The following is a 23,058-nucleotide window of genomic DNA, read 5'->3' as shown; positions in this document are numbered from 1 at the left end:
GGGCGTCCGGCGACACAGACCCCACCCTGGAGGCGCGATGAAACGCCTGGCCCTCTTACCGCTCCTGCTGGTAAGCGCCTTCCTGATCCCGGTGCGGGCGGCGTACGCGGAGACGAACCTCGCCACGTCCGCCACCCCGAGCGCGTCCTACACCTCTCCCTGGGAGAGCGTGGCCGCGCTCAACGACGGCATCGACCCGCCCCGCTCCAACGACACGGCCAACCGCCGCTGGGGCACCTGGCCCAACACCGGCGCCCAGTGGGCCGAGCTGACCTGGGGCGGCGCGCAGACCCTGCGGGCGGCCGAGATCTACTTCTTCGACGACGGCGGCGGCGTGCGCGTCCCCGCCTCCTGGAAGCTGCAGTACTGGAACGGCAGCGCGTACGCCGACGTCCCGAACGCGAGCGGCTACCCGGTCCGGGTGGACGCGTACAACAAGGTGACCTTCGGCCAGGTCAGCACGACCCGGCTGCGCGTGGCGCTGCAGAGCGGCCAGGGCTCGGTCGGCCTGCTGGAGGTCAAGGCGTACGCCAACGACCCGTCGGGCGGCGGCGGCACCCCCGGCACCTGGAACCCGCCGGCCAACCTGGTCACGCCGCTCAACGAGGTCTGGCAGCACGTCGAGAGCACCTACCCCAACCTGTACGGCTTCCGGAACTACGGCTGGGACCAGGTCATGGCCAACCGCGGCTCCATCAACTACTGCGTCCGATGGGACAGCACGGCCACGGTGACGGCCGCCCAGCGCGACCAGATCCACGCCGCCCTGGCCCGCCAGTTCGAGAAGTGGATGGACGTGATGGCCGGGCACAACGGCTGGCCGTACGGCACGGTGCCGGTGAAGGTGGTCGGCTGGGCCGTGCGCGACCGGGCGCAGCTCCAGTGGAGCGACACCTCCGTCGACATCTACGTCAACGACATCCGCGAGAACGCGCCCCAGTGCGCCGAGCCGTGCGGCCGCTTCTTCAACCAGAGCGGGACCTACCCCAACTGCCCGGGCGGCGCGTCGCACCACTACGACATGTCGCTCTGGCTCACCGCCGGCTTCGGCGGCGGCGCGGGCGGCGACTGGGGCCAGCGCATCGGCAGTGAGTACTTCATGGGCAACCTCGACGCCGACAACATCCACATCCTGCTGCACGAGATGGGGCACTCGTTCGGCCTGGACGACTTCTACGACTGGACGCCCACGGGGCAGTGCTGCTTCCTCATGAAGGCGGGCAGCGCCACCTCGATCACGGACTTCGACGCGTGGATGTTGCGAGACTGGTGGCGGCACCTGAAGAGCCGCTACGGCTACTGACGGTCATCCCGCCCCGCCCGCGCCCTCAGCGTGCGGGCGGGGTCAGGGCAGCCAGCTCACCTTGCCGTGGAGCACCGCGTACCCCACGAAGGCCACGGCGTCGATCAGCGTGTGCGCCACGACCAGCGGCATCGCCCGGCCCCAGCGCTGGTAGAGGCGGCCGAACACCAGCCCCATCACCACGTTGCCGACGAACCCGCCGAACCCCTGGTACAGGTGGTACGAGCCGCGCAGCAGCGACGAGACCGCCAGCGCCCGCCAGGGGCTCCAGCCCGCCTGGTCGAGCCGGTGCAGCAGGTAGCCGGCGACCAGCACCTCCTCCAGCACGCCGTTCTGCGCCGCGGCGAGCACCAAAACCGGCACCCGCCACCACTCGTCGGGCAGCGCCCCGGCCACCACCTGGAGGTTGACCCCCGCGGCGTAGACGCCCAGGTAGAAGGCCAGCCCCGTGCCGCCGATCACGGCCGCGAGGGCGGCGCCCCTGCCGAGGTCGCGGCCCGGCTCCCGCCCGTCCACGCCGATCGTGCGCAGCGACTCGCCGGAGCGGACCAGCAGGTAGGCGACGAGCGCGACGGGCGCCACCGTGATGGCGATGTTCACGAGCTGGAGCGTCAGGTCCAGCCAGGGGCGGCCGGGCGCGAGCGTCGGGGTGAGCACGGCGTGCTGGCTCTTCAGGCCGCTCGGGGCCGTGAGCGCGCCCACCAGCCGGACGAGCGCCACCAGGCCGCTGGCGCCGAGCGACACGGAGAACACCACGAGGAGCTCGGCTCCGATGAGCCGCCGGGACAGCACGGGAACGCCGGTGGGGGCGGGCTGCGTGTGCACAGTCCGCAGGGTAATCCCCGATCCGTCAGACCCGGGTAAGCGACCCCTGGGTGGCGCCGATCACATGAACTCGGGCATATTGTCCTTTAGAGGCATTTTTCGGGTACTAGCGTTCTTTCGGGTACAGGACTCACCCTGAGAGTGAGGCGCCACCCATGCACGACCAGGCCACCACCATCTTCGGCCCCGAAGACGACGACGCTCCGGGACTGGACGAGCTGCTGGCCCATGCGGTGGGCGGCACCGGGGCGCACATGGGCGCCCTCTACCTTCTCGCACCCGAGGGCGACACCCTGCGCATGGAGTCGACGATCGGGCTCCCCACCCCCATCGCCAGCCAGTGGTCCAGGCTCCGCCTGGACAGCAGGGTCCCCGGCCCGGCCGCCGTGCGCGAGAGGCGCCTGGTGTGGGTGCCCGGCCAGGAGGAGATGGCCCGGTACTACCCGGACGCCGCCCTCACCCTGCCGTATCCCTTCTCGACGGCCGCCGCGCCCATCCACACCGACGAGCACGACTGGGGCGTGCTCGTCCTGTTGTGGCCCGCGCCGCACGCCCCCGAGCTCAGCCGGCAGGAGCGGGACGTCATCGAGCTCGACTGCCGCCGGATGGCCGTCCTGCTGCGGCGGGCGGCCGAGAACGGGCATCCGGTCGTGGCCGGCGAACGGCCCCGGCTCCTGTCCGTCGGCCGCGGCGTCGAGGCGAACCCCGAGGAGGCGCTGGCCGCGCTCGACTACGTCAACCGGTTGCCCGAGGGGTGCTGCGCGCTCGACATGGACGGCCGCGTCACGTTCATGACCCAGACGGCGGCCGACCTGCTCGGCGGCAAGCTCTCCGAGCTGGTCGGGGCCCGGCCCTGGGAGGTACTGCCGTGGCTGCGGGACCCGGTCTTCGAGGACAACTACCGGGCCGCCGCGCTCAGCAACCAGGTCACCGCGTTCACCGCGTGCAATCCGCGCGGCGAGCGGCTGGCCTTCGAGCTGCACTCCGACCCGTCGGGCATCAGCGTCCGGATCGTCCCCGTCCCCGGACCGGTCCGCCAGGAGGTCCCGGGGGAGACCGGGCACCTCATCAGGCCGATCCGGGCCGACACGCTCTACAACCTGGTCCACCTCGCGACCACCCTCACCCGGGCCGTCACCGTCCAGGACGTCGTGGACCTCGTCGCCGAGCAGGTCATGGTGGTCTGCGACGCCCAGGGCATGGCCATCCTGCTCGCCGAGAACGGCCGGATGCTGGTGGTCGGCTCCCGCAACTACGAGCCGGAGGTCATCGACCACTTCGACGGCCTGCCGCTCACGGCGCACACCGCGAGCCAGCACGTCATGCTCACGGGCGAGGCCGCGTTCTTCGGGAGCTGGGAGGAACTGACCACCAGGCATCGCGACGCGGTGCCCCAGCCCGGCATGGCCGCCTGGGCGGTGCTCCCGCTCATCGCCTCCGACCGTCCCATCGGCACCGTCGTCCTCGCGTACGAGCACCCGCACGTCTTCACCGCCGACGAGCGGGCCACGCTCACCTCCCTGGCCGGGCTCGTCGCCCAGGCCCTGGAGCGCGCCCGGCTCTACGACGTCAAGCACCACCTGGCCGAGGCCCTCCAGGCGAGCCTGCTGCCGAACGCGCTGCCCAGCGTGCCCCGGCTGGACGTGGCCGCGCGGTACCTGCCCGCCACCCGCGGCATGGACATCGGCGGCGACTTCTACGACCTCATCAGGCTGGACGAGAGCACGGCCGCCGCCGTCATCGGCGACGTCCAGGGCCACGACATGACCGCCGCCGCCCTGATGGGGCAGGTGCGCACCGCCATCCACGCCCACGCGACCGCGGGCGCGAGCCCCGGCGAGGTCCTCTTCCACACCAACCGGCTGCTCATCGACCTCGCGCCCGACCTGTTCACGAGCTGCCTGTACGTCAACCTCGACCTGGAGCGGCACCTGGTGTGCCTGGCCAGCGCCGGCCACCTGCCGCCCCTGCTGCTCCGGCCCGGCGCGCCCGCGGAGGTCGCCGACATGCCCTCGGGGCTGCTGCTCGGGCTGGACCCGGACGCCGACTACCCGATCGTGGAGCTGCCGCTGCCGCCCGGGTCGATGCTGGCCCTCTACACCGACGGCCTGATCGAGGCGCCGGGCATCGACATCGGCGAGGGCATGGAGGCCCTGGGCCGCCGCCTCACCCGCTGCTCCGGCCGTCCGCTGGCCATGGTCGCGCAGACGCTCATCGACCACGCGCTCGACGTCCAGCAGCGTACGGACGACATCGCGCTGCTGCTGCTGAAGCACCTCTGAGATCGCCCGGATACCTGGAACACCCGCCTTGACGCCATGCTCCTATGCCCCTATAAACAGATTATATCTACTAAATAAGTGGGAAATAGGGAGAACCAATGAACGCACGCGGGCTTCGCGGGGTGGTGGCCGCCGTGGCGGCTCTGGCACTCACGACCTTGACCGCGGCCTGCGGCGGGTCCGGCGGCGGCGACTCCAAGGCCGGCGCCGCACCGGCCGAGGTGCGGCTCGGGTTCTTCCCGAACATCACGCACGCCACCGCGCTCGTCGGCGTCGAGAAGGGCCTGTACGCCAAGCACCTCGGCAGCGGCACCACGCTCAAGACCAGCACGTTCAACGCCGGCCCCGCCGCGATCGAGGCCGTCTTCTCCGGCGCCGTCGACGCCACCTACGTCGGCCCCAACCCGGCCATCAACGCCTGGTCCAAGTCCAAGGGCAAGGCCATCAAGATCGTGGCGGGCGCGGCCTCCGGCGGCGTGTTCCTCGTCGTCAAGCCCGGCATCACCACGCCCGAGCAGCTCAAGGGCAAGAAGATCGCCACCCCGCAGCTCGGCAACACCCAGGACGTCGCCCTGCGCTACTGGCTGACCGAGAAGGGCCTCAAGGCCGACACCAAGGGCGGCGGCGACGTCCACATCGTCCCGCAGGAGAACTCCCAGACCATCCAGACGTTCGCCACCGGCGACATCGACGGCGCCTGGGTGCCCGAGCCGTTCGCCAGCCGCCTCATCAAGGAGAGCGGCGGCAAGGTCCTCGTCGACGAGCGCGACCTGTGGCCGAACAAGCAGTTCGTCATCACCCACCTGATCGTCCGGCAGGAGTTCCTCAAGGAGCACCCCGACACGGTCCGCAAGCTCGTCGAGGCGCACGTCGAGGCCAACGACCTGATCAAGTCCGACCCGGCCGGCTCCGCCCGGACCGCCAACGCCGCGCTGCAGAAGCTGACCGGCAAGGCGCTCAAGCCCGAGGTCCTCGACAGCGCGTTCAAGAACATCACGTTCACCGACGACCCGATCGCCTCGTCGCTGGTCACCAGCGCCGAGCACGCCACCAAGGTGGGCCTGCTGGACCAGGTCGACCTGAACGGCATCTACGACCTCAAGATCCTCAACGAGGTCCTGGCCGCCAAGGGCCAGTCGCCCATCTCGGACAAGTGACGGAGGTGCCATGACCGCTCCGCTGACGGAGCAGGCCGGCGGGCGGGTGGACGGGCAGCAGCCCGCCGTCCGCCTCCAGGCCGTCTCCAAGACGTACGGGCAGGGCAAGGCGAGCCTGCTGGCCCTGGACAACGTCGCCCTCGACGTCGCGCCCGGCGAGTTCGTCTGCCTGCTGGGCGCCTCCGGCTGCGGCAAGAGCACACTGCTGTCGCTGGTCGCCGGGCTCGACGCCCCTTCTGCCGGCCGCATCGACGTGGACCGCCGGCGGATCGCGCTCATGTTCCAGGAGCCCGCGCTGTTCCCGTGGCTGACGGTCTCGGCGAACGTCGAGATGGCGCTGCGGGCCAAGGGGCTCGGCAAGCGGGAGCGGCGGGCCAGGGCGGCGGAGTACCTGGAGATCGTCCACCTCGGGGGGTTCGGCCGCAAGCGGCCCCACGAGCTGTCGGGCGGCATGCGGCAGCGCGTCTCCCTGGCCCGGGCGCTCGCCCAGGACGCCGACGTGCTGCTCATGGACGAGCCGTTCGGCGCGCTCGACGCGATGACCCGCGACCTGCTCCACGACGAGCTGGAGCGCATCTGGCGCGAGCGCGACCTCGCCGTCCTGTTCGTCACCCACAACGTCCGCGAGGCCGTCCGGCTCGGCGACCGGGTCGTGCTGCTGTCCAGCCGCCCCGGCCGGGTCGTCGAGGACTTCCCGGTCACGCTGCCCCGGCCCCGCCGTACCGACTCGGCCGAGGTCGCCGAGCAGGCCGGCGAGATCACCCAGCGCCTGCGCGCAGAGGTCATGCGCCACGGCGCCGCGCCGAACCGCGTCCCGCAGGAGGCGACCCCCGATGGCCCCTGACACGCACGCATCACCCCTCGCCCGGGAGGTCGCCCCCGATGGCCGCTGACACGCACGCCCGGCAGATCGCCGGGCTCGACGCCCTGGAGCTGGCGCCCGCGCGCCGCGCCGGCCTGCTCACCCGCGCCTGGGCCGGCACGTGGCCCGTCGCGCTGGCCGTCGCCCTCGTGCTCGCCGCCTGGGAGCTCGTCGTGCTCGCCGGGTGGTGGCCCGAGTACGTCTTCGCCGGGCCCTTGACCACGCTCACCGAGCTCGGCCACCGCCTCGGCGAGGCCGAGTTCTACCAGGCCCTGACGGTCACCCTGCGGCGCGCGGTCGTCGGGTTCGCGCTCGCGATCGCCGTCGGGCTGGTCGTCGGCGCGCTGGTGTCGCGCATCCGGCCGCTGCGGCGCGCCGTCGGCTCGCTCATCACCGGTCTCCAGACGATGCCGTCCATCGCCTGGTTCCCGCTCGCGATCCTGCTGTTCGGGCTGAGCGAGAGCGCGATCCTGTTCGTGGTGGTGCTCGGCGCGGCGCCGTCCGTCGCCAACGGCCTGATCGCCGGCGTCGACTACACCCCGCCCATCCTGCTGCGGGCCGGGCACATGCTGGGCTTCCGGCGGCTCACGCTGTACCGGCACGTGATCCTGCCGGCCTCGCTGCCGTCGTTCCTGGCCGGGCTCAAGCAGGGCTGGGCGTTCGCCTGGCGCTCCCTGATGGCCGGCGAACTGCTCGTCATCATCGCCAACCGGCCGTCGCTCGGCGAGCAGCTCCACTTCGCGCGCGAGCTGGCCGACTCGCCCGGCCTGCTCGCCACCATGATCGTGATCCTCGTCATCGGCATCCTCGTGGACCGGCTGTTCGGCCTGGCCGACAACGCCCTGCGCCGCCGCTGGGGCCTCCACCAGGTGACCGCCTGAACGACATGCGGATCTCCGCCCGGACCCAGTACGCCCTGAGAGCCGCCGCCGAGCTGGCCGCCGCCCCACCCGGGCCGGTGCCCGCCGAGCGCATCGCGGCGGCCCAGGGCATCCCCCGCAAGTTCCTCGACAACATCCTGCTCCAGTTGCGCCGCGCCGGCCTCCTGCACAGCCAGCGCGGTCCCGACGGCGGCTACTGGCTCGCGTACCCCAAGGAGCAGATCAGCCTGGCCGACATCATCACGGTGGTGGAGGGCGTGCCGGAGGGGGGTGACCACGGCGGGTACCCGGGGGTGGCGCGGCCCCTGGCGGACGTGTGGAGCGCCTTACGCGACCACGAGGAGACGCTGCTGTCGGAGATCACCCTCGCCCACGTGGCCGAGGGCACCCTTCCGCCGGCCCGCCCCACCCCCTCGACCTCGACGCCACCCCAGCCGGCTCAGGAGGACGGGTCGTCTCCTCCGGACGAGGCGAGCGACCGCCTCGCCGCTCGGCCCGGCTGAGGCAGGGGCGGTGCCGGCGGCGGCCGTCACCACGGGGGATGCCAGGATTGGGGCATGTCCGGGCTGGTGGAGCTGTGCGGGAGAGAGGCGGAGGCAGGCGCGATCGCGGCCCTGCTGGCCGGAGCCCGCCGCGGTGAGAGCGCCCTGCTGGTGCTGCGCGGCGAGCCCGGCATAGGCAAGACGGCGCTGCTCGACCAGGCGGTGGCGGCGGCCGGTGAGCTGCGGCTGCTCCGCGGCACGGGGGTCGAGTCCGAGGCCGAATTGCCGTTCTCGGGGCTGGAGATGGCGCTGCGCCCGGCGCTCGGATGCCTCCCGGCCCTGCCCGCTCCGCAGCGGGCGGCGCTGGAGGCGGCGTTCGGGCTCGGATCGGGCGCCGGCGCCGACCCGATGCTCGTGGGGCTCGCGGTGCTGTCGCTCCTCGCGGAGCACGCGGGCGAGGACGGCCTGCTGTGCGTGGTCGACGACGCGCAATGGCTGGACCGGGCGTCCCGGGACGCGCTGCTGTTCGCCGCCCGGCGGCTGCGGGCCGAGGGCGTGGTCATGCTCTTCGCCGCGCGTGACGGCGAGGGCTCCTTCCCGGCGCCCGGCCTTCCGGAGCTGCGCCTGTCCGGACTGCGCCCGGAGGCGGCCGCGGCCCTGCTGGACCGTCATCCGCTGCCGCCCGCGCTGCGCTTCCGGCTGCTGGCCGAGGCGCAGGGCAACCCGCTGGCCCTGCTGGAGCTGCCCGTCGCGCTGGGCGCCGAGCCGGCCGCGGCGTTCGCCCCCGGGGCGCTGCCCATGACCAGCCGGCTGCAGCTGACCTTCCACGGCCAGGTCAGCCGGATGCCGGCGGCGTCCCAGACGCTGCTCCTGGTCGCCGCGGCCGACGACGCCGGTGACCTGGCCGCGATCCTGCGGGCCGCCGCCACCCTGGGAGCGGGCGTCGAGGACCTGCTGCCCGCCGAACAGGCGGGGCTCATCGTCCGCGGCGGCTCCGAGGACACCCTCCGCTTCCGCCATCCGTTGATCCGCGCCGCCGTCCACCAGCGCGCGCCGCTCGGCCACCGCCTGGCCGTCCACCGCGCGCTCGCCGCGGCTCTCGACGGCCCCGAGCACGCGGACCGCCGGGCCTGGCACCTGGCGGCCGCGGCCACCGGCCCCGACGAGGAGGCCGCCACCGCGCTCGAACGCGCCGCGGTCCGCGCCCGGGAACGCAGCGGTTACGAGGCCGCGGCCGCCGCCTGCGAACGGGCGGCCCGCCTGAGCGCCGAGCCCGAGGCGAGGGCTCGGCGGGAGGCCATGGCCGCCGAGGCCGCCCTGGAGACCGGCGACCTGGACCGGGCCGGCGACCTCGCGCGCCGCGCGGCCGAACGGGCCGGCGGCGCCCCGGCCGTGCGGGCGAGGCTGGCCCACGTCCAGGCCCTCGCCGACTTCTGGAAGGGCTCCTACCCGGCCGCCCACCAGCGGCTGCTCGACGGCGCCGCGCTCATCGACGGCGCCGACCCCGCCCAGGCCGCGCAGCTGCTGATCCAGGCCGTGCACACCGCCTGGTACCTCGGCGAACGGCAGCTCGCGGCGACCCTGGAGCGGCTGTCGGCGCTGCCGTTCACGGACACCGACCCCCTGGCCCCGATCGCCCGTTTCCTCGTCCACCTGCTGAACACCGGCGGGTCGGAACCGCCCCCGCCGCTGGGCGAGACGCTCGACACGGTACGCCGCCGCGGCGAGGCGCCCGACCAGGCCCTGATGATCCTGTGCGGCGCTGCACTGGCCCGGGGCCAGGACGCCGACGCCTACCTGCTGGCGAACACGCTCGCGGCCGGACACCGGGCACGCGGCAGGGCCGGACGGCTGCCCACGGTGCTGTTCTTCACGGTCGAGGGCGAGGTGTTCACCGGACGCCACCGGGACGCGCTCACCACGGCGACCGAGGCGCTCGATCTCGCCCGCGACACCGGGCAACAGCAGTGGGTCAGCCAGTTCAGCAGCGTGCTGGCCTACCTGGACGCGGCCAGGGGCGACGAGGACGCCTGCGGCCGGCACGCCGAGGCCGGCCTGGCGGGGGCGGCCCCCGGGGCGATCTCCCCGGGGGCTCCCTGGGCGTACTGGTCCCTCGGCCTGCTGGACCTGGGGCTCGGGCGCGCCGAAGCCGCCCTGTCCCGCTTCGAGCGCCTGGCCCGCGAGCCGATGCGCCACCACATCTGCGCCACCCGGTCCACTCCCGACCTGGTGGAGTCGGCCGTACGGGTCGGGGCGCCGGAACGCGCGGCCGAGCCGCTGGCACGGTTCGAACGGTGGGCGGAGTCGGTCCGGCAGCCCTGGGCCGACGCGCTCGTCCTGCGCTGCCGGGGCCTGCTGGGCGCCGACGAGCAGGCCGAGCAGTCGTACGCGGCGGCACTCAAACTGCACGACCAGGACAGCCGCCCGGTGGAGTACGCCAGGACGGCGCTGCTCTACGGCGAGTGGCTGCGCCGGGCGCGTCGCAAGGCCGAGGCGCGGGGCCTGCTGAACGGCGCGCTGGAGGTCTTCGACCGGCTCGGCATGGCGCCGTGGGCGGAACGGGCCCGTGGCGAGCTCACCGCGACCGGCGCCCAGGACCAGCAGGCGCGCGCGGGGGAAGGGGCGGCGGCGGCGCTCACCCCGCAGGAGCTGCAGATCGTCCGGCTCGCCGCGCAGGGCCTGTCCAACCGGGACATCGCCGCGCAGCTCTTCCTCAGCCACCGCACGGTCGGCTACCACCTCTACAAGGCGTATCCCAAGCTCGGCGTCGTCTCCCGCGGCGAGCTCAAGGACCTTGCCGTCAGTCTGGGACTGTGAGTACCTTGGCCCGATGACCCCGCCAGAACAGGTCCTACCTGGGCAGATACTGCCGGTCGACGTCGACGCCGTCCCCGCCGTCGAGCTCGGCCCCGGAGTCCACGTGCGGATGCTCCCGGGGATGGAAGGGATCAGGACCTGGGTCATCGATCTCGCGCCGGGCGCCGAGTGGCCGGAGCTCGACGTCCACGAGACCTACGGCGAGGCCTACTTCGTGGTCCACGGCGAGCTCATCGAGGGCGAGCGCACCCACGGCCCGGGGACCTACGTCGCCTTCGGGCCGAAGACCAGCCATCGGCCCCGTTCCGAGACCGGCGTGCGCGCCTTCGGCTTCAACTACGACGGGTGATCGGGTCCGGCGACGACCTGCGCGGTCGTCCGGGCGGGGGCGGACCCGTGGTCGGGTCCGCCCGTCGGAGTCAGGCTCCGCCCGCCGGCGTCAGGCCCCGGCCGGCACCTTGTCGAGGAAGCCGAGCACCTGGCTGATCCGGCCGTCCTCGCCCACGACCGCGACGTCGAACCCGACGGCGAGCGGCTCGGCCCCCTCCGGGCCCAGGTTCCAGGTGAACCGGGCGATGTCGTGGTGGGCGTCCACGGCCCCGCCGAGGCTGAACACCAGCCCGCCGAACTGACCCTGGACGGCGGCGATCGTCGCGTCCAGGCCGTCGAGGCCGCGCACCGACACCAGCGGGTCGGTGTACGTGGCGTCCTCGGCGAAGACCTCCGCCAGCGCCGCCCGCCTGGCCGTCGCGTCGGTCTCGTTCCAGGCAGCGAGGTAGCGCTGGACCAGCTCGTTGATGTCGCTCATGGTGCTCTCCTCAGTGGTCGTTCGTTCGTGGTCGTTCGTTCTGACCACAAAGTTACGGAGCCGCCGAGGACGAGGAATCTGTCGTGCTTAGGTACTTGCTTAGGTACTTGGGGCACAGTCCGGATGTGAACGACGTCTGGGATCTCGTGGTCGTGGGCGGCGGCCCCGCGGGCGCGGCGGCGGCGCTGCGTGCGCGGCAACTGCGCCCCGGCGCTCGTGTCCTGCTGCTCGACAAGGCCGGCTTCCCGCGCGACAAGGCGTGCGGCGACGGCATCGCGGCCCACGGCCGGGACGAGCTGACCCTGCTCGGCCTGCCCGGCCTCATCGACGACTACCGGCCCACCTCCCGCCTGTCCGTGGTGTCGCCGAGCGGTTCGCGGGTGAGCGCCGAGGCGGCCCGGCCCAACCACGTCGTGCCGCGCCGCGTGTTCGACGCCCGCCTGGTCGAGGCCGCCCGTGCCCGGGGCGTCGAGGTCCGCCGCCACCGGGTCCGCGCGATCGACCAGTCCGGCCCGTACCCGGTCATCGACGCGGGCATCGCCGCCCGCGCGGTCGTGGCGGCCGACGGCGCCCACTCCGTCCTCCGCCGCCTCGTCGGCATCCCGCCCAACACGGCCCAGCACACGGCCATCGCCGTACGCGGGTACGCCGACGTGCCCGGCTCCGACGACGCCCAGCTCATCGCCATGCAGAAGGAGGGCTGGCCCGCCTACGCGTGGTCGTTCCCGATCGGAGACGGCACCGCGAACGTCGGCTTCGGGATGCTGCTGCCCCGGCTGCACGCGCTCGGCTCGCCCGGCCGGGAGGTGCTGTACGGCCGGCTCACCGAGCTGCTGCCCGACCGGCCGGCCCGGGAGCTGCGCGCTCATCACCTGCCGCTGTCGTCCGGACGGCCCGCGCCCGGCGCGGGCCGCGTCATGCTCGCCGGGGACGCCGCCAGCCTGATCAACCCGCTCACCGGCGAGGGCATCTACTACGCCCTGCTGTCGGGACGGCTGGCGGGCGAGGCGGCCGTCGAGGCGCCCGGCGATCCGCTGCCCGTCTACCGGCGCAAGCTGCGCGCCGCCCTCGGTCCGCATCTGCGGACCACCGACGTGCTGGCCCGTCTCGCCCAGTCGCCGGGGTTCATCGACGCGGCCATCGGCACGGCGGCCCGGCGCAAGGAGGTGTTCGACCTGCTGGTGGAGGTGGGGCTCGGGGCCGGGATGGTGCCGCTGCCGATGGCGCTCGCCGTGGGCCGCCGCTGGCTGCGCGAGTCCGTGTCGAACCTGCTCCCCGGCGCTCGTCGCGGGTGAGCGTCAGGCGGTGAGGGACGGGCCGTTGGCGAGCAGGACGAGGACGCCCACCGCCGCCACCCCGATCGCGGCGGCGAACGGCGCCCGCGCCGACCGGCCGTGCAGCAGCGTGCCCGCCGCCACCAGCGCCCCGGTCACCGCCACCGCCAGCCATCCCGCGACCCCCGCCTCGCCCGGCGGCGCGAAGACCAGCAGCCACGTCGCGGCCAGCAGCGGCAGCGGGGCCAGCAGCCGCGTGCGCTCCGCGCCGAGCCGCTGCGGCAACCCGCGCACCCCGGCGGCGAGGTCGTGGGGGATGTCGGGCAGGACGTTCGCCAGGTGGGCGCCGCACCCGAGCAGCGCCGCCGCGGCCACCGCCCACCACGCCGGCCACGGGTGTCCGGGCAGGCCGAGCGTCACGAAGGCGGGCAGCGAACCGAACCCCACCGCGTACGGCGCCCACGAGAAGACCGTGGCCTTCACCCCCAGGTCGTAGGCCCACGCGGCGGCCACGCCCACGAGGTGCGCGGACCCGGCGAGCAGCCCGGAGGCCAGCGAGAGCGGCACGCACAGGGCGAGAGCCACGAACGCGGCGTTCCGTACGGCGGCGGCACTGACCGCGCCGTCCACGATCGGCTTGCCGGCCCGCCCGGCCGCGACGTCGCGACGGGCGTCGACCGCGTCGTTGCACCACCCGACCGAGAGCTGCCCGGCGAGCACGGCCGCCGCCACCAGCGCGCACCCGGCCGCGTCGCGTCCGCTCGCCACCGCGAGCGCGGTCACCAGGGACGTCACCGCGACGGTCGGGCCCGGATGGCACGCCCGCGCCAGCCCGCCGGCCGTCCGCCACAGGCCGCCCGGCCGCGTCGCCTCACCGCCAGTCACTCCCCGATCGTAGGCCGCCCCCGCACGCCGTCGCGGACCGCGCTCGCCAGGGATGATCGAAATGGCAGGGGATTGTGGTCATCGCGATGGCTTAGCGGTCGTCCGGGGGGGAATCGTCCGGAAGGTCGGAGTCGTACAGCGCCACGAGCCGGAGACCGCACATGACCCGTATCGCTGCCGTCCGTACGTCCTTCCCGCCCAACCGCTACCCCCAGGCGGAGCTGACGGACATGGCGGCGCGGATGTGCCTGCCCGGCGGCGCGGACCGGCGGCTGCTCGACCGGCTGCACCGCAGCGCTCGCGTCGACTTCCGCCACCTCGCCCTGCCGATCGAGGAGTACGCCGGGCTCGACGGTTTCGGCGCGGCCAACGAGGCGTACATCGCCACGGCCGTCGAGCTGGGCGCCGAGAGCGTGAGCGGGGCGATCAAGGCGGCCGGGCTGGAGCCGGAGGACGTGGACCTGATCATGTTCGCGTCGGTGACGGGCGTCGCCGCGCCCTCGGTGGACGCCCGCTTGGTCGAGCGGGTCGGGCTGCGGCGCGACGTCAAGCGGCTGCCGGTGTTCGGGCTCGGCTGCGTGGCCGGGGCGGCGGGGATCGCCCGGCTGCACGACTACCTGCGCGGCTGGCCCGACCACGTCGCGGTCCTGCTGTCGGTCGAGCTGTGCTCGCTGACCGTGCAGCGCGGCGACGCCTCGCCCGCCAACCTGGTCGCGAGCGCGCTGTTCGGCGACGGCTCGGCGGCCGTGGTGGCCTGCGGCGCCGGGCGGGAGGCGCACGGGCCGGCCGTGGTGGCCACGCGCGGGCACCTGTATCCCGACTCCGCGCACGTCATGGGGTGGGAGGTGCGCGACACGGGGTTCGGCGTGCTGCTGGACGCGAGCGTCCCGGACATGGTCCGCCGCTACCTGGCCGACGACGTGCGCGACTTCCTCGCCGAACACGGGCTCACCGCGCAGGACATGGCGGTCTGGGTGTGCCATCCCGGCGGGCCCAAGGTGCTGGACGCCGTGGCCGAGGTGCTCGACCTGCCCGCCGGCGCCCTGGAGCTGACCTGGCGATCCCTCGCCGCCAACGGCAACCTGTCGTCGTCGTCCGTGCTGCACGTGCTGGGCGACACGCTCGACGAGCGGCGCCCGCGGCCCGGTGAGTACGGCCTGCTGCTCGCGATGGGCCCCGGTTTCTGCTCCGAACTCGTCCTCCTGCGCTGGTGACCCATGCTCTGGTATCTGACGCTCGTCCTGCTCGTCGGCCTGGAACGCCTGGCCGAGCTGCGCATCGCCCGCCGCAACGCCCGCTGGAGCCTCGAACGCGGCGGTGTCGTCGCCGGCCAGGGCCACTACCCCTGGATGGTGGCCCTGCACACCGGCCTGCTCGCCGGCGCGCCGCTGGAGGTGGCGCTGGCCGACCGGCCGTTCCTGCCCGCCCTCGGCTGGCCGATGCTGGCGCTCGTCGTCGCGGCCCAGGCGTTGCGCTGGTGGTGCATCACGGCCCTCGGTCCCCGCTGGAACACCCAGGTGATCGTGGTGCCGGGGCTGCCGCTCGTGACGCGCGGGCCGTACCGGTTCGGGTGGCTGCGGCACCCCAACTACGTGGCCGTGGTCGTGGAGGGCGCCGCGCTGCCGCTCGTCCACACCGCGTGGGTCACCGCGCTGGCGTTCACCGTGCTCAACGCGGTCCTCATGGTCGTACGCATCCGCTGTGAGAACACGGCGCTGGCCATGGCCGCCGGGCGGGCCGCCGCGTGATCGACGTCCTCGTGGCCGGGGGCGGGCCGGCCGGCCTGGCGACCGCGATCCACGCCGCCCTGGCCGGGATGGAGGCGGTGGTGGTGGAGCCGCGGGCCACGCCCGTGGACAAGGCGTGCGGCGAGGGCCTGATGCCCGGCGGGGTGGCGGCGCTGACGGCGATGGGCGTGGAGCTGACGGGCCGCCCGCTGCGCGGCATCCACTACCTCGACGGCCGCCACTCGGCGCGGGCCGCGTTCCACGACGCCGAGGGCCTCGGGGTGCGGCGGACCGTGCTCCACGCCGCCCTGGCCCGCCGGGCCGCCGAGCTGGGCGTCAAGACCGTCACCGGCCGGGTGTCGTCCGTGCGCCAGTACGGCGACGGCGTCGAGGCGGGCGGGTTGCGCGCCCGCTGGCTCGTGGCGGCGGACGGCCTGCACTCGCCGATCCGCCGCTCGCTCGGGCTCGGCCTGCCCGACACGCGGCCACGCCGGTACGGGCTGCGCCGGCACTACCGGGTGGCCCCCTGGAACGACCACGTGGAGGTCCACTGGTCCGGCGCCGGCGAGGCGTACGTGACGCCCGTGGCCGGCGACCTCGTCGGGGTGGCGATCCTCAGCACCCGCCGGGGCGGCTACGAGGAGCACCTGGAGGCGTTCCCCGGCCTGCCGGCCCGGCTGGACGGGGCGCCCGCGACGGCGGTGCGCGGCGCCGGGCCGCTGCGCCAGCGCGTGCGCTCGCGCGTGGCCGGGCGGGTGCTGCTGGTGGGCGACGCGGCCGGGTACACCGACGCGCTCACCGGCGAGGGGGTCTCGCTGGCGGCGCGGTGCGCGCGGTCCCTGGTCGACTCCCTGCGGCGGGGCCGGCCGCAGGACTACGAGCGGGCATGGGCGCGGATCTCGCGGGCGCACCGGCTGCTCACGGGCGCGCTGGTGTACGTGGCCGGCCGTCCGGGCACGGCCCGCCTCGTCGTACCGGCCGCGCAGCGCCTCCCGGCCGTCTTCACGGCCACGGTCCGCGCGCTGGCGTGAAGGCCCGTGCGGCGCGGGAGACCGCCCCGCCGTCCCAAATCTGGGCATAGGCCCGCACGTCGCACTGTCGGTCCGCGGAGCCCGTCGGGAGACTGGTGCCATGAACGCGCGCGAGAGCGAGGCCGTCCCGGAGCCGGTCGAGTACGGGGGCGCGGTGTACGGCTCCCTGCTGGCCGCGTCCGTGGTCGCCGGCACCGCGGCCGGCACGCCCAGCACGGCCGCCGACCTCGTGGCCCTGCTGATCAGCACGGGTGTGGTGTTCTGGATCGCGCACGTGTACGTCCGGCTGGTCGAGCGGGGCCTGCACCCGATGACCTGGCGCAGGATCCGCGCGGCGGGACGGGTGGAGTGGCCGGTCGCCCAGGCCGCCTTCCCCCCGGCCGCGGCAGCGGCGATCGCCTGGGCGCTGGGGCTGTCGGACGCCGTGGCCACGTGGGTGGCGCTGGGGGTGGCGGTGGCCAGCCAGGTGGCCTGGGCCGTGGCGGCGGCGGTCACGTCGGGGTCGGACAGGAGCGGGATCATGGCGTCGGCGGTGATCAACCTGGTGCTGGGGCTGATCGTCATCCTGCTGAAGACGTTCGTGGCCGGCCACTGATCGGCGCGGTCAGCGCGTGATGCGGCCCTCCCGCACCAGCCAGTCCACGGCCTCGGCGACGGCCTCCAGCGAGGTGTGGCGGGGGCGGTGGCCGAGCAGGCGCCCGGCCTTCTCCATCGAGCAGTGGGGGCTGTGCGCGATGTGGTCGTAGGTGACTCGGGCGTGCTCCTCCGGCACCGTCTCGCGCCAGCGCTCCCACGGCAGGTACGCCAGCCGCGCCTCGTGGCCGAACCAGCCCGCCACCGCCTCGGCGTAGCCGCGCAGCGTGAGCGCGGTCGTGGAGACCGAGTGGAAGCTCTCGCCGACGGACGCCGACGGGTTGGCCAGCGCGTCCATGAACAGTCGCGCCACGTCGTCGGCGTGGACGTGGTGGACGGTCTCCATGCCGAGGTTGGGCAGGGTGACCTCGTCGCCGTCGGCCAGCGCCTGGAACACGCCGGTGTCGAGGTTGCCCGCCGGGTTGACCGGCACCCAGCCCGGCCCCACGATGTGGCCCGGGTGGATCAGCGTGGCGGGGAACCCGTCGCGGTGCGCCCGGTCGAGCAGGTACGCCTCGATGGCGACCTTCTGGCGGCCGTACTCGCCGATGGGGCGGCGCGGGCGGTCCTCGGTGGTGGGCACCCGGGTGCTCGGGCCGTGGATCCAGATCGTGCCGCAGTGCAGGAAGTGGCGGACGCGCCCGGTCAGGGCCTCGGCGAGCTGCCGGGCGCTGTCCTCGGTGAAGCAGATGAGGTCGATGACCGCGTCGGCGTCGAGCTCGGCCACGCGCCGTCCGAACTCGCCGCGCGCCTCCTCGGCCTCGCGGTCGGCGGTCACGGTGGTGACCCGCTTCCACGCCCCGTGCGGCGTGTACGGCTCCCGCTTGCCCCGGCTGACGGCCACCACCTCATGGCCGGCGTCGACCAGCCGGGGGACCAGGTAGGTGCCGATGTGGCCGCTGGCTCCGATCACCGCTACGCGCATGCGCCACAGCCTAGACCGGCGGCCCGCCCCCGTACGAGGGCCGCCGGCCGGGCGGAGGGGGCCCGGAGTGCGGGATTCCAGGGGGGAGGCCGGGTGCGGGGCTTCGGCCCGGAGGGAGCGCGGGGCTCCGGGCCGGGCGGGGTGTCAGGGGCGCAGGGCGGCGGCGATGCTGTCGGCCAGCGGGGTCGTCGGGCGGCCGATGAGCCGCGACAGCTCGCCGGTCCTGACGGCGAGCAGACCGCGCCCGATGGCGCCGTCGATGTCCTGCAGGAACGCGATCATGGGCTCGGGCACGCCGGCGCCGGAGAGGATCTCCCGCTGCTGCTCGGGGGTCACGGCCCGGTACGCGATCTCCTTGCCGGCCTGCCGGGACAGCTCGGCCGCGAACTCCTCGAAACCCCAGGCGACGTCGCCGCTCAGGTCGTACGCCTGGTTCTCGTGGCCCTCGCCGGTGAGGACGGCGACGGCCGCGGCGGCGTAGTCGGCGCGGGCGGCGGAGGCGACCCGGCCGTCGCCGGCGCTGCCCAGGATGGCGCCCTGCTCCAGGAACTGGCCGAGGTTCTGGGTGTAGACCTCGGAGTACCAGCCGTTGCGCAGGAACGTGTAGGGCACGCCGGAGTCGAGGATCGCCTGCTCGGTGTACTGGTGGTCGCGGGCCAGGTCGAAGTCGGCCTTGGGGCCGCCGAGGATGCTGGTGTACGCGAGGAGGCCGACGCCGGCCTCCTTGGCGGCGTCGACGACCGCCTGGTGCTGGGCGGGGCGCTGCCCGACCTCGTTGCCGGAGATGAACAGCACCCGGTCGCCGGCCGCGAAGGCGGCGCGCAGGCTCGCCGGGTCGCCGTACTCGGCGAGGCGGATCTCGACCCCGAGAGCGGCCAGGTCGGCGGCCTTGTCCTTGTCGCGGACGACGGCGGCGACCTGCTCGGCGGGGACCCGGTCGAGCAGTTCCTTGACGGCGAGGCGGCCGAGGGCTCCGGTGGCTCCGGTGACGACGTACATGGTTGTCCCTTTCCTGGTGGTCTGCAGGGCTGTGCACGGGGCGGCGGGCCCCTGTCGTGCGGACACCCCCACCTTGGCACTTTCTCTGAGAAAGTGCAAACTAAAAGAAAGTGCTAACCAGGGGGTAGCATTAGGGCATGGACGCACTCGCACAGCCCGCCGTGGAGGCGGAGCGGACTCTGCCGGCGCTGGAGTTCGACGTCTTCGCCCGCGCCTGCCCCTCACGTGTGACCTTCGAGCACATCACCGGCCGCTGGGGCCCTCTGGTCCTGCTCGGCCTGCACGAGCACCCCATGCGCTTCAACGAGCTGCGCCGCCGCGTCGACGGGGTGAGCGACAAGATGCTCACGCAGACGTTGCAGGCGCTCGAACGCGACGGGTTCGTCCACCGCAGCGCCCGCGAGGGCTTCCCGTCGCGGGTGGACTACAGCCTCACGCCGCTCGGCGAGCGTACCGCCGTGAAGCTGTGGGCGCTCATCGAGCAGCTTGAGGCGGACATGCCCGAGGTGCTGGAGGCGCAGGCCGCGTACGACGAGCGGCGCTCCGGGTGACGGATGGCCTGAATTTCGGAAATAGAGGGACTTTCGGCCCTTATCTCCGCAAGTCGCCCCCCGGCAGACTGTTCGGATGTTCCGCAATCGGATGTCTCGCATGACGGCGGGCGGGCCGGTGAGATGACCGCCCGAGACCTCAAGGAGCTGTCGCCGGCCGACGCGCTGCGGCTGCTGGCGGGCACGCCTCTCGGGCGGATCGTCTTCACCCGCCACGCCCTGCCGGCGGTGCGCCCGGTGAACCACATCGTGGTGGACGGGCACATCGTCATCCGCTCCAACCCCGGCACCGTCATCGGCGCCGAGGTCGCGCCCGCGGGCGCCGTCGTGGCCTTCGAGGCCGACGAACTGGACGTGGCGGAGCGGCTGGGCTGGAGCGTGATCGTCACCGGTGTCGCGCGGCTCGTGGAGGACCCGGAGGAGGCGGCCTCCTATCGGGAGCTGCTCACTCCCTGGGTGGCGGGGGAGATGGACCAGGTCATCCGCATCCGCCCGGAAATGGTCACCGGATTCGAGCTGGTGCCCGCCGCGCCGTAGAACGCCTCGGGAAACGTCCTCGATATGACCGCGAGCGCATAATCCCAAACCATGCCCGCCGGAAAATCCTTGGAATATCCATGGCCTGAAGAAGGCCATTGTGAATGAGCGGCGCGGCCCTTTCGTTTGGCGGACTCCGGGGTATCATGAGCGCATCGGAGTCGCCTTGCGGGCCCGTCGTCGGCGTGCGCGCCGGCGCGTCAGGCCGCTCGCCGCGAGGGCGGGCGGCCTTGCGCCGGCCGGTCACAGGAAGAGCTGGACCGTCGCGTTGTCACCGGTTGCCAGGACGATGGTCACGACTACGGCGATCAGGCCGAGGACGAGAAAGGTGCGGCGTGGCGGCCGTACCCGGAACTCTCCGTCGATCCTGATCCTCAGGTTGCGAGAGGACTTCGGCATGACGCCCTCCTTCGGGTGGGTAATGGTCCGGCGGGGTCCGCTGGTTGACGGCCTATGGGCCCCGCCGGGCTGTTGATAATGAGCGTATCCCCACTAATGCACGTCGCCAATGATTTCCAGCTTCAACACGTCAATAAGGATTAGAGGCGGACCGTCACGTCGTCCCGGGTAAAGGCGGCGGGACGGAAAAATCATCAGGTTAATGCCGCCCGGTGGATTGAAATCGCGAACGGCCGAGCGCGAGAGCGCCCCTCACCCCGATCTCGCGGTCGTGGACGAGGTGGATCGGGATCTCGTCCATGAGGTCCGCGTGCTCGGCCCCCGCCGGACGGAAGGCGGCCATCAGGCAGCCGTCGGCCATGAGGAAGTCGGCCACCCCCGGCGAGCGGAGCACGCTCCCGCACAGCCAGACCGAGCCGCCCCGGCCGAGCGTCACCAGCGCCATCGAGCGCAGGAACTGCCCCAGGATCCCGCCGAACAGCCGCATCACCTGGACGCAGAACTCGTCACCGGCCAGCGCGCCGGCGATGACGAGCGGGGCGATGCCGAGCCGCTCGCTCCTCGCACGCTCGACCCCCGCGGCGAGCAGCGGGGCGGGGTCGATGCTCAGGGCCACGAAGTCGTACAGGTGCGTGAACCCGCGCGACCCGGAGATCGACTCCTCCACGGAGACGGCCCCGGGCACGCCGGACGGGACGGGCGTGCCCGACGGGGCGGGTGCCGCGGCCGCGGGCGTGGTCGCGGACGTGGGCCTGGTCGCCGGAGTGGGAGGGGAGGCGTGCGGGCCGGGGACGGTCGCCGGGGCGGGGTCGCGGGGGCCGGTACGGAGGGCGCGCAGCCAGGCGAGGTAGTCGCTCTCGCGGCGGGTGCGCGGCTGCCAGGGGATGTGGCCGCCCTCGGTGCCGTGCGGGCGCCCGTGGGGGTCGAGGTGGCCGACGCCGACCCCGGAGTCCACGGCGACGACCAGCCGCGCCCGCCCGCCCGCCGTCTCTCCCACGTCCGTGGCCGCGACGGGGGTGAGGCGCTGGTAGCCGGTCTCGTCGAGCTCCCCGACGCCGGCGACCGTCGCCTCCATGTCGTTCACGGTCTCCACCTGGATCCCGTACGTCGCGGCGAAGCGGTCGCGCCGGAAGACCGGCCAGTCGGGCCGGTTGGTGACGCGGACGTCGCCGTTGGGGCGCGGCTGCCCGGCCACGCCCGCGACCAGGATCCGGGGCATGCGCCCGATCATCGTCAGGCAGTGGTGCAGGAGGGCGTCGAGCGAGCCGAAGTCGGCCGCCCGGAACCCGATGGTCTCGCCCGCGGGCTCCCCGGAGGGCTCGTGCCGCACGTGGACCGTCATGCCGCCGGCGTCGACCCCGGCCAGACCCGAGCCGTCCGGCTCGACGGGCGGGAACCGATGGTCGAGCCGGCCCCCGGGCCGACCGCCAGACCGATCCTCAGGCAAGATCCTGTCTCCGTCCGCGAAGGCGGCGAGCCGCGCCCTGTCGTGGGAGGTGGTGCGCGGAAGCCGGGAACGGCTCCGTCGAGCGGCGGTACGGATCACATCATGACATTTTCGCCCTGTGCCGGACGGCTCAATCCGGGAATATGTCCGGGGGTTAGGAACGGCATTTGTTGCGGGGCGCGGGAAATGCGCCACGACATAATGAGAATTATTCGGAAATATCGGTTTCCTGGTTACGGGCGTGGGCGCGAGCCACGGTGAGGCTGTCCTCGTAGATGTGGTACCGCGTGATCAGCCCGTCCTCGACCGTGAGGTGCAGCGCGAAGGGCGAGGTGTAGGCGCGCCCGTTCGCCCGCACGGTCTGCCTGATGTGCCCCAGCACGACCGCGTCGGGCCCGTCCACCAGGATCCGCGCCACCGACGTGCCGTTCAGCTCGGGCACGTGGTACTCCTCCAGCATGCGGAAGTGCCCGGCCACGTCGGCCCGGCCGGTGCGCCGGCGGATCCACGGGGTGTCGGGGTGCTCCTCCCCGGGCCAGTCGAGCTGCCAGTCGATCTCCTCGGCGAACAGCTCGGCGGCCCCGTCGTGGTCGCCCTTGGCCATGCGGCCGAGCAGGTCCGCGACGGTCTCGCGGGTGGCGTTCATCAGGCGTTCCCTCTCTTCGCGATGTGCGGCACCAGTCTCGCGAACGCGCCTGACGCGAGTCGATTACCTGCCGGGTCATGCGCCTCCCTACCTTGAGGAAGTTTCGCAAAAAACAGATAATCGCGGACCGATGAGTTTCCACGCCGGCACCGGTCAACACCATCGACGACCCGAGGGAGACCAAGATGATCAATGACCCCGCACTGCAGGCCCTGTCCAGGCTCGTCGGCACCTGGAAGATCTCCGGGGGACACGAGGGCACCGTGACGTACCGCTGGATGAACGACCACTTCCTCCAGCAGGACGTCCAGCTCGGCGACACCTACGGCATCGAGATCATCGGCCGCGAACGGAAGCTGATGGCCGAGCCCAGCGCCGACATCAAGTCCCGCTACTACGGCGACGACGGCAGCACCCTCGACTACACCTACGAACTGGTGGACGACACCCTCACCATCTGGGCGGGCGAGCGCGACTCCCCCGCCTACTACCGGGGCGTCTTCAGCCCGGACGGCCGCACCCTCATCGGAGCCTGGGTCTACCCGGGCGGGGGCGGCTACGACTCCAACGCCGAGCGCGTCGACTAG

The 23,058-nt window shown here is 73.4% G+C and carries 24 protein-coding genes; 16 read left to right on the top strand and 8 right to left on the bottom strand.

Annotated elements, in window-relative coordinates; translation table 11 throughout:
* The first annotated feature begins 37 nt into the window (after positions 1-37).
* The gene (locus HTZ77_RS47450; RefSeq protein WP_205302606.1) at positions 38-1,303 is read left to right on the top strand and encodes a hypothetical protein; all 1,266 of its coding nucleotides are present in this window, start codon (positions 38-40) and stop codon (positions 1,301-1,303) included.
* A gap of 42 nt (positions 1,304-1,345) precedes the next feature.
* Here HTZ77_RS47450 and HTZ77_RS13450 read toward each other — a convergent pair whose 3' ends face one another.
* Positions 1,346-2,128 carry a CPBP family intramembrane glutamic endopeptidase gene (locus HTZ77_RS13450; protein WP_175589887.1) on the bottom strand — a complete coding sequence of 261 codons (783 nt, stop codon included), beginning with the start codon at positions 2,126-2,128 and terminating at the stop codon, positions 1,346-1,348.
* 155 nt (positions 2,129-2,283) lie between these two features.
* Here HTZ77_RS13450 and HTZ77_RS13445 point away from each other — a divergent pair, with 155 nt between their 5' ends.
* The 7 genes from HTZ77_RS13445 (at position 2,284) to HTZ77_RS13415 (ending at position 10,958) form a co-directional block, all read left to right on the top strand.
* Positions 2,284-4,410, top strand: a complete 2,127-nt coding sequence (locus HTZ77_RS13445; RefSeq protein WP_175589886.1) for a SpoIIE family protein phosphatase — start codon at positions 2,284-2,286, stop codon at positions 4,408-4,410.
* A 98-nt stretch (positions 4,411-4,508) separates the two neighbouring features.
* Positions 4,509-5,567 (top strand): ABC transporter substrate-binding protein, encoded by a 1,059-nt coding sequence (locus HTZ77_RS13440; protein WP_175589885.1) that lies wholly within the window; start codon positions 4,509-4,511, stop codon positions 5,565-5,567.
* Between the two features lie 10 nt (positions 5,568-5,577).
* Positions 5,578-6,411, top strand: coding sequence for an ABC transporter ATP-binding protein (locus HTZ77_RS13435; RefSeq protein ID WP_175589884.1), 834 nt, complete (start codon positions 5,578-5,580; stop codon positions 6,409-6,411).
* Between the two features lie 38 nt (positions 6,412-6,449).
* A complete protein-coding gene (locus tag HTZ77_RS13430; protein WP_175589883.1) occupies positions 6,450-7,310 on the top strand; it encodes an ABC transporter permease in 861 nt (286 codons plus the stop codon).
* A gap of 5 nt (positions 7,311-7,315) precedes the next feature.
* Complete coding sequence (locus HTZ77_RS13425; RefSeq protein ID WP_175589882.1) at positions 7,316-7,813, top strand: RrF2 family transcriptional regulator; 498 nt, start codon at positions 7,316-7,318, stop codon at positions 7,811-7,813.
* Between the two features lie 54 nt (positions 7,814-7,867).
* Positions 7,868-10,609 (top strand): ATP-binding protein, encoded by a 2,742-nt coding sequence (locus HTZ77_RS47445; protein ID WP_175589881.1) that lies wholly within the window; start codon positions 7,868-7,870, stop codon positions 10,607-10,609.
* Between the two features lie 13 nt (positions 10,610-10,622).
* Positions 10,623-10,958 carry a cupin domain-containing protein gene (locus HTZ77_RS13415; RefSeq protein ID WP_175589880.1) on the top strand — a complete coding sequence of 112 codons (336 nt, stop codon included), beginning with the start codon at positions 10,623-10,625 and terminating at the stop codon, positions 10,956-10,958.
* A gap of 90 nt (positions 10,959-11,048) precedes the next feature.
* Here HTZ77_RS13415 and HTZ77_RS13410 read toward each other — a convergent pair whose 3' ends face one another.
* Positions 11,049-11,417, bottom strand: a complete 369-nt coding sequence (locus tag HTZ77_RS13410) for a nuclear transport factor 2 family protein (RefSeq protein WP_175589879.1) — start codon at positions 11,415-11,417, stop codon at positions 11,049-11,051.
* Positions 11,418-11,542: 125 nt separating this feature from the next.
* Here HTZ77_RS13410 and HTZ77_RS13405 point away from each other — a divergent pair, with 125 nt between their 5' ends.
* Positions 11,543-12,712, top strand: a complete 1,170-nt coding sequence (locus tag HTZ77_RS13405) for an NAD(P)/FAD-dependent oxidoreductase (protein WP_328808570.1) — start codon at positions 11,543-11,545, stop codon at positions 12,710-12,712.
* Between the two features lie 3 nt (positions 12,713-12,715).
* Here HTZ77_RS13405 and HTZ77_RS13400 read toward each other — a convergent pair whose 3' ends face one another.
* Positions 12,716-13,576, bottom strand: coding sequence for a UbiA family prenyltransferase (locus HTZ77_RS13400; protein WP_175589877.1), 861 nt, complete (start codon positions 13,574-13,576; stop codon positions 12,716-12,718).
* Positions 13,577-13,737: 161 nt separating this feature from the next.
* On the opposite strand from HTZ77_RS13400, the gene HTZ77_RS13395 reads away from it, so the two are divergent.
* The 4 genes from HTZ77_RS13395 to HTZ77_RS13380 all read left to right on the top strand — a co-directional run bounded on the left by HTZ77_RS13395 (position 13,738) and on the right by HTZ77_RS13380 (position 16,929).
* The gene (locus tag HTZ77_RS13395; RefSeq protein ID WP_175589876.1) at positions 13,738-14,790 is read left to right on the top strand and encodes a type III polyketide synthase; all 1,053 of its coding nucleotides are present in this window, start codon (positions 13,738-13,740) and stop codon (positions 14,788-14,790) included.
* Positions 14,791-14,793: 3 nt separating this feature from the next.
* Positions 14,794-15,324 carry an isoprenylcysteine carboxyl methyltransferase family protein gene (locus HTZ77_RS13390; protein WP_175589875.1) on the top strand — a complete coding sequence of 177 codons (531 nt, stop codon included), beginning with the start codon at positions 14,794-14,796 and terminating at the stop codon, positions 15,322-15,324.
* Complete coding sequence (locus HTZ77_RS13385; protein ID WP_175589874.1) at positions 15,321-16,334, top strand: NAD(P)/FAD-dependent oxidoreductase; 1,014 nt, start codon at positions 15,321-15,323, stop codon at positions 16,332-16,334. The genes HTZ77_RS13390 and HTZ77_RS13385 overlap by 4 nt, the downstream gene beginning before the upstream one ends.
* A gap of 100 nt (positions 16,335-16,434) precedes the next feature.
* Complete coding sequence (locus HTZ77_RS13380; RefSeq protein WP_175589873.1) at positions 16,435-16,929, top strand: hypothetical protein; 495 nt, start codon at positions 16,435-16,437, stop codon at positions 16,927-16,929.
* Between the two features lie 9 nt (positions 16,930-16,938).
* Here the strand turns inward: HTZ77_RS13380 and HTZ77_RS13375 are convergent, their stop codons facing one another.
* Positions 16,939-17,892 carry an NAD-dependent epimerase/dehydratase family protein gene (locus tag HTZ77_RS13375; protein ID WP_175589872.1) on the bottom strand — a complete coding sequence of 318 codons (954 nt, stop codon included), beginning with the start codon at positions 17,890-17,892 and terminating at the stop codon, positions 16,939-16,941.
* A 144-nt stretch (positions 17,893-18,036) separates the two neighbouring features.
* Entirely contained in the window at positions 18,037-18,891 is an 855-nt protein-coding gene (locus HTZ77_RS13370) for an SDR family oxidoreductase (RefSeq protein WP_175589871.1), read from the bottom strand.
* A 137-nt stretch (positions 18,892-19,028) separates the two neighbouring features.
* On the opposite strand from HTZ77_RS13370, the gene HTZ77_RS13365 reads away from it, so the two are divergent.
* Complete coding sequence (locus HTZ77_RS13365) at positions 19,029-19,442, top strand: winged helix-turn-helix transcriptional regulator (protein WP_175589870.1); 414 nt, start codon at positions 19,029-19,031, stop codon at positions 19,440-19,442.
* A gap of 123 nt (positions 19,443-19,565) precedes the next feature.
* A complete protein-coding gene (locus HTZ77_RS13360; RefSeq protein ID WP_175589869.1) occupies positions 19,566-19,979 on the top strand; it encodes a pyridoxamine 5'-phosphate oxidase family protein in 414 nt (137 codons plus the stop codon).
* 243 nt (positions 19,980-20,222) lie between these two features.
* Here the strand turns inward: HTZ77_RS13360 and HTZ77_RS13355 are convergent, their stop codons facing one another.
* The 3 genes from HTZ77_RS13355 to HTZ77_RS13345 all read right to left on the bottom strand — a co-directional run bounded on the left by HTZ77_RS13355 (position 20,223) and on the right by HTZ77_RS13345 (position 22,471).
* Complete coding sequence (locus tag HTZ77_RS13355) at positions 20,223-20,378, bottom strand: hypothetical protein (RefSeq protein ID WP_175589868.1); 156 nt, start codon at positions 20,376-20,378, stop codon at positions 20,223-20,225.
* A gap of 199 nt (positions 20,379-20,577) precedes the next feature.
* Positions 20,578-21,825, bottom strand: coding sequence for a glucokinase (locus HTZ77_RS13350; RefSeq protein WP_175589867.1), 1,248 nt, complete (start codon positions 21,823-21,825; stop codon positions 20,578-20,580).
* Positions 21,826-22,033: 208 nt separating this feature from the next.
* Entirely contained in the window at positions 22,034-22,471 is a 438-nt protein-coding gene (locus tag HTZ77_RS13345; RefSeq protein ID WP_235994655.1) for a nuclear transport factor 2 family protein, read from the bottom strand.
* A 185-nt stretch (positions 22,472-22,656) separates the two neighbouring features.
* Between HTZ77_RS13345 and HTZ77_RS13340 the strand changes: the two genes are divergently transcribed.
* Positions 22,657-23,058 (top strand): hypothetical protein, encoded by a 402-nt coding sequence (locus tag HTZ77_RS13340; RefSeq protein WP_175589866.1) that lies wholly within the window; start codon positions 22,657-22,659, stop codon positions 23,056-23,058.

This window comes from Nonomuraea montanisoli, from assembly GCF_013363975.1.
Classification (GTDB): domain Bacteria; phylum Actinomycetota; class Actinomycetes; order Streptosporangiales; family Streptosporangiaceae; genus Nonomuraea; species Nonomuraea montanisoli.
Note: the sequence above shows the minus strand (reverse complement) of the source record. Positions and strands in the feature narration are given on the sequence as shown.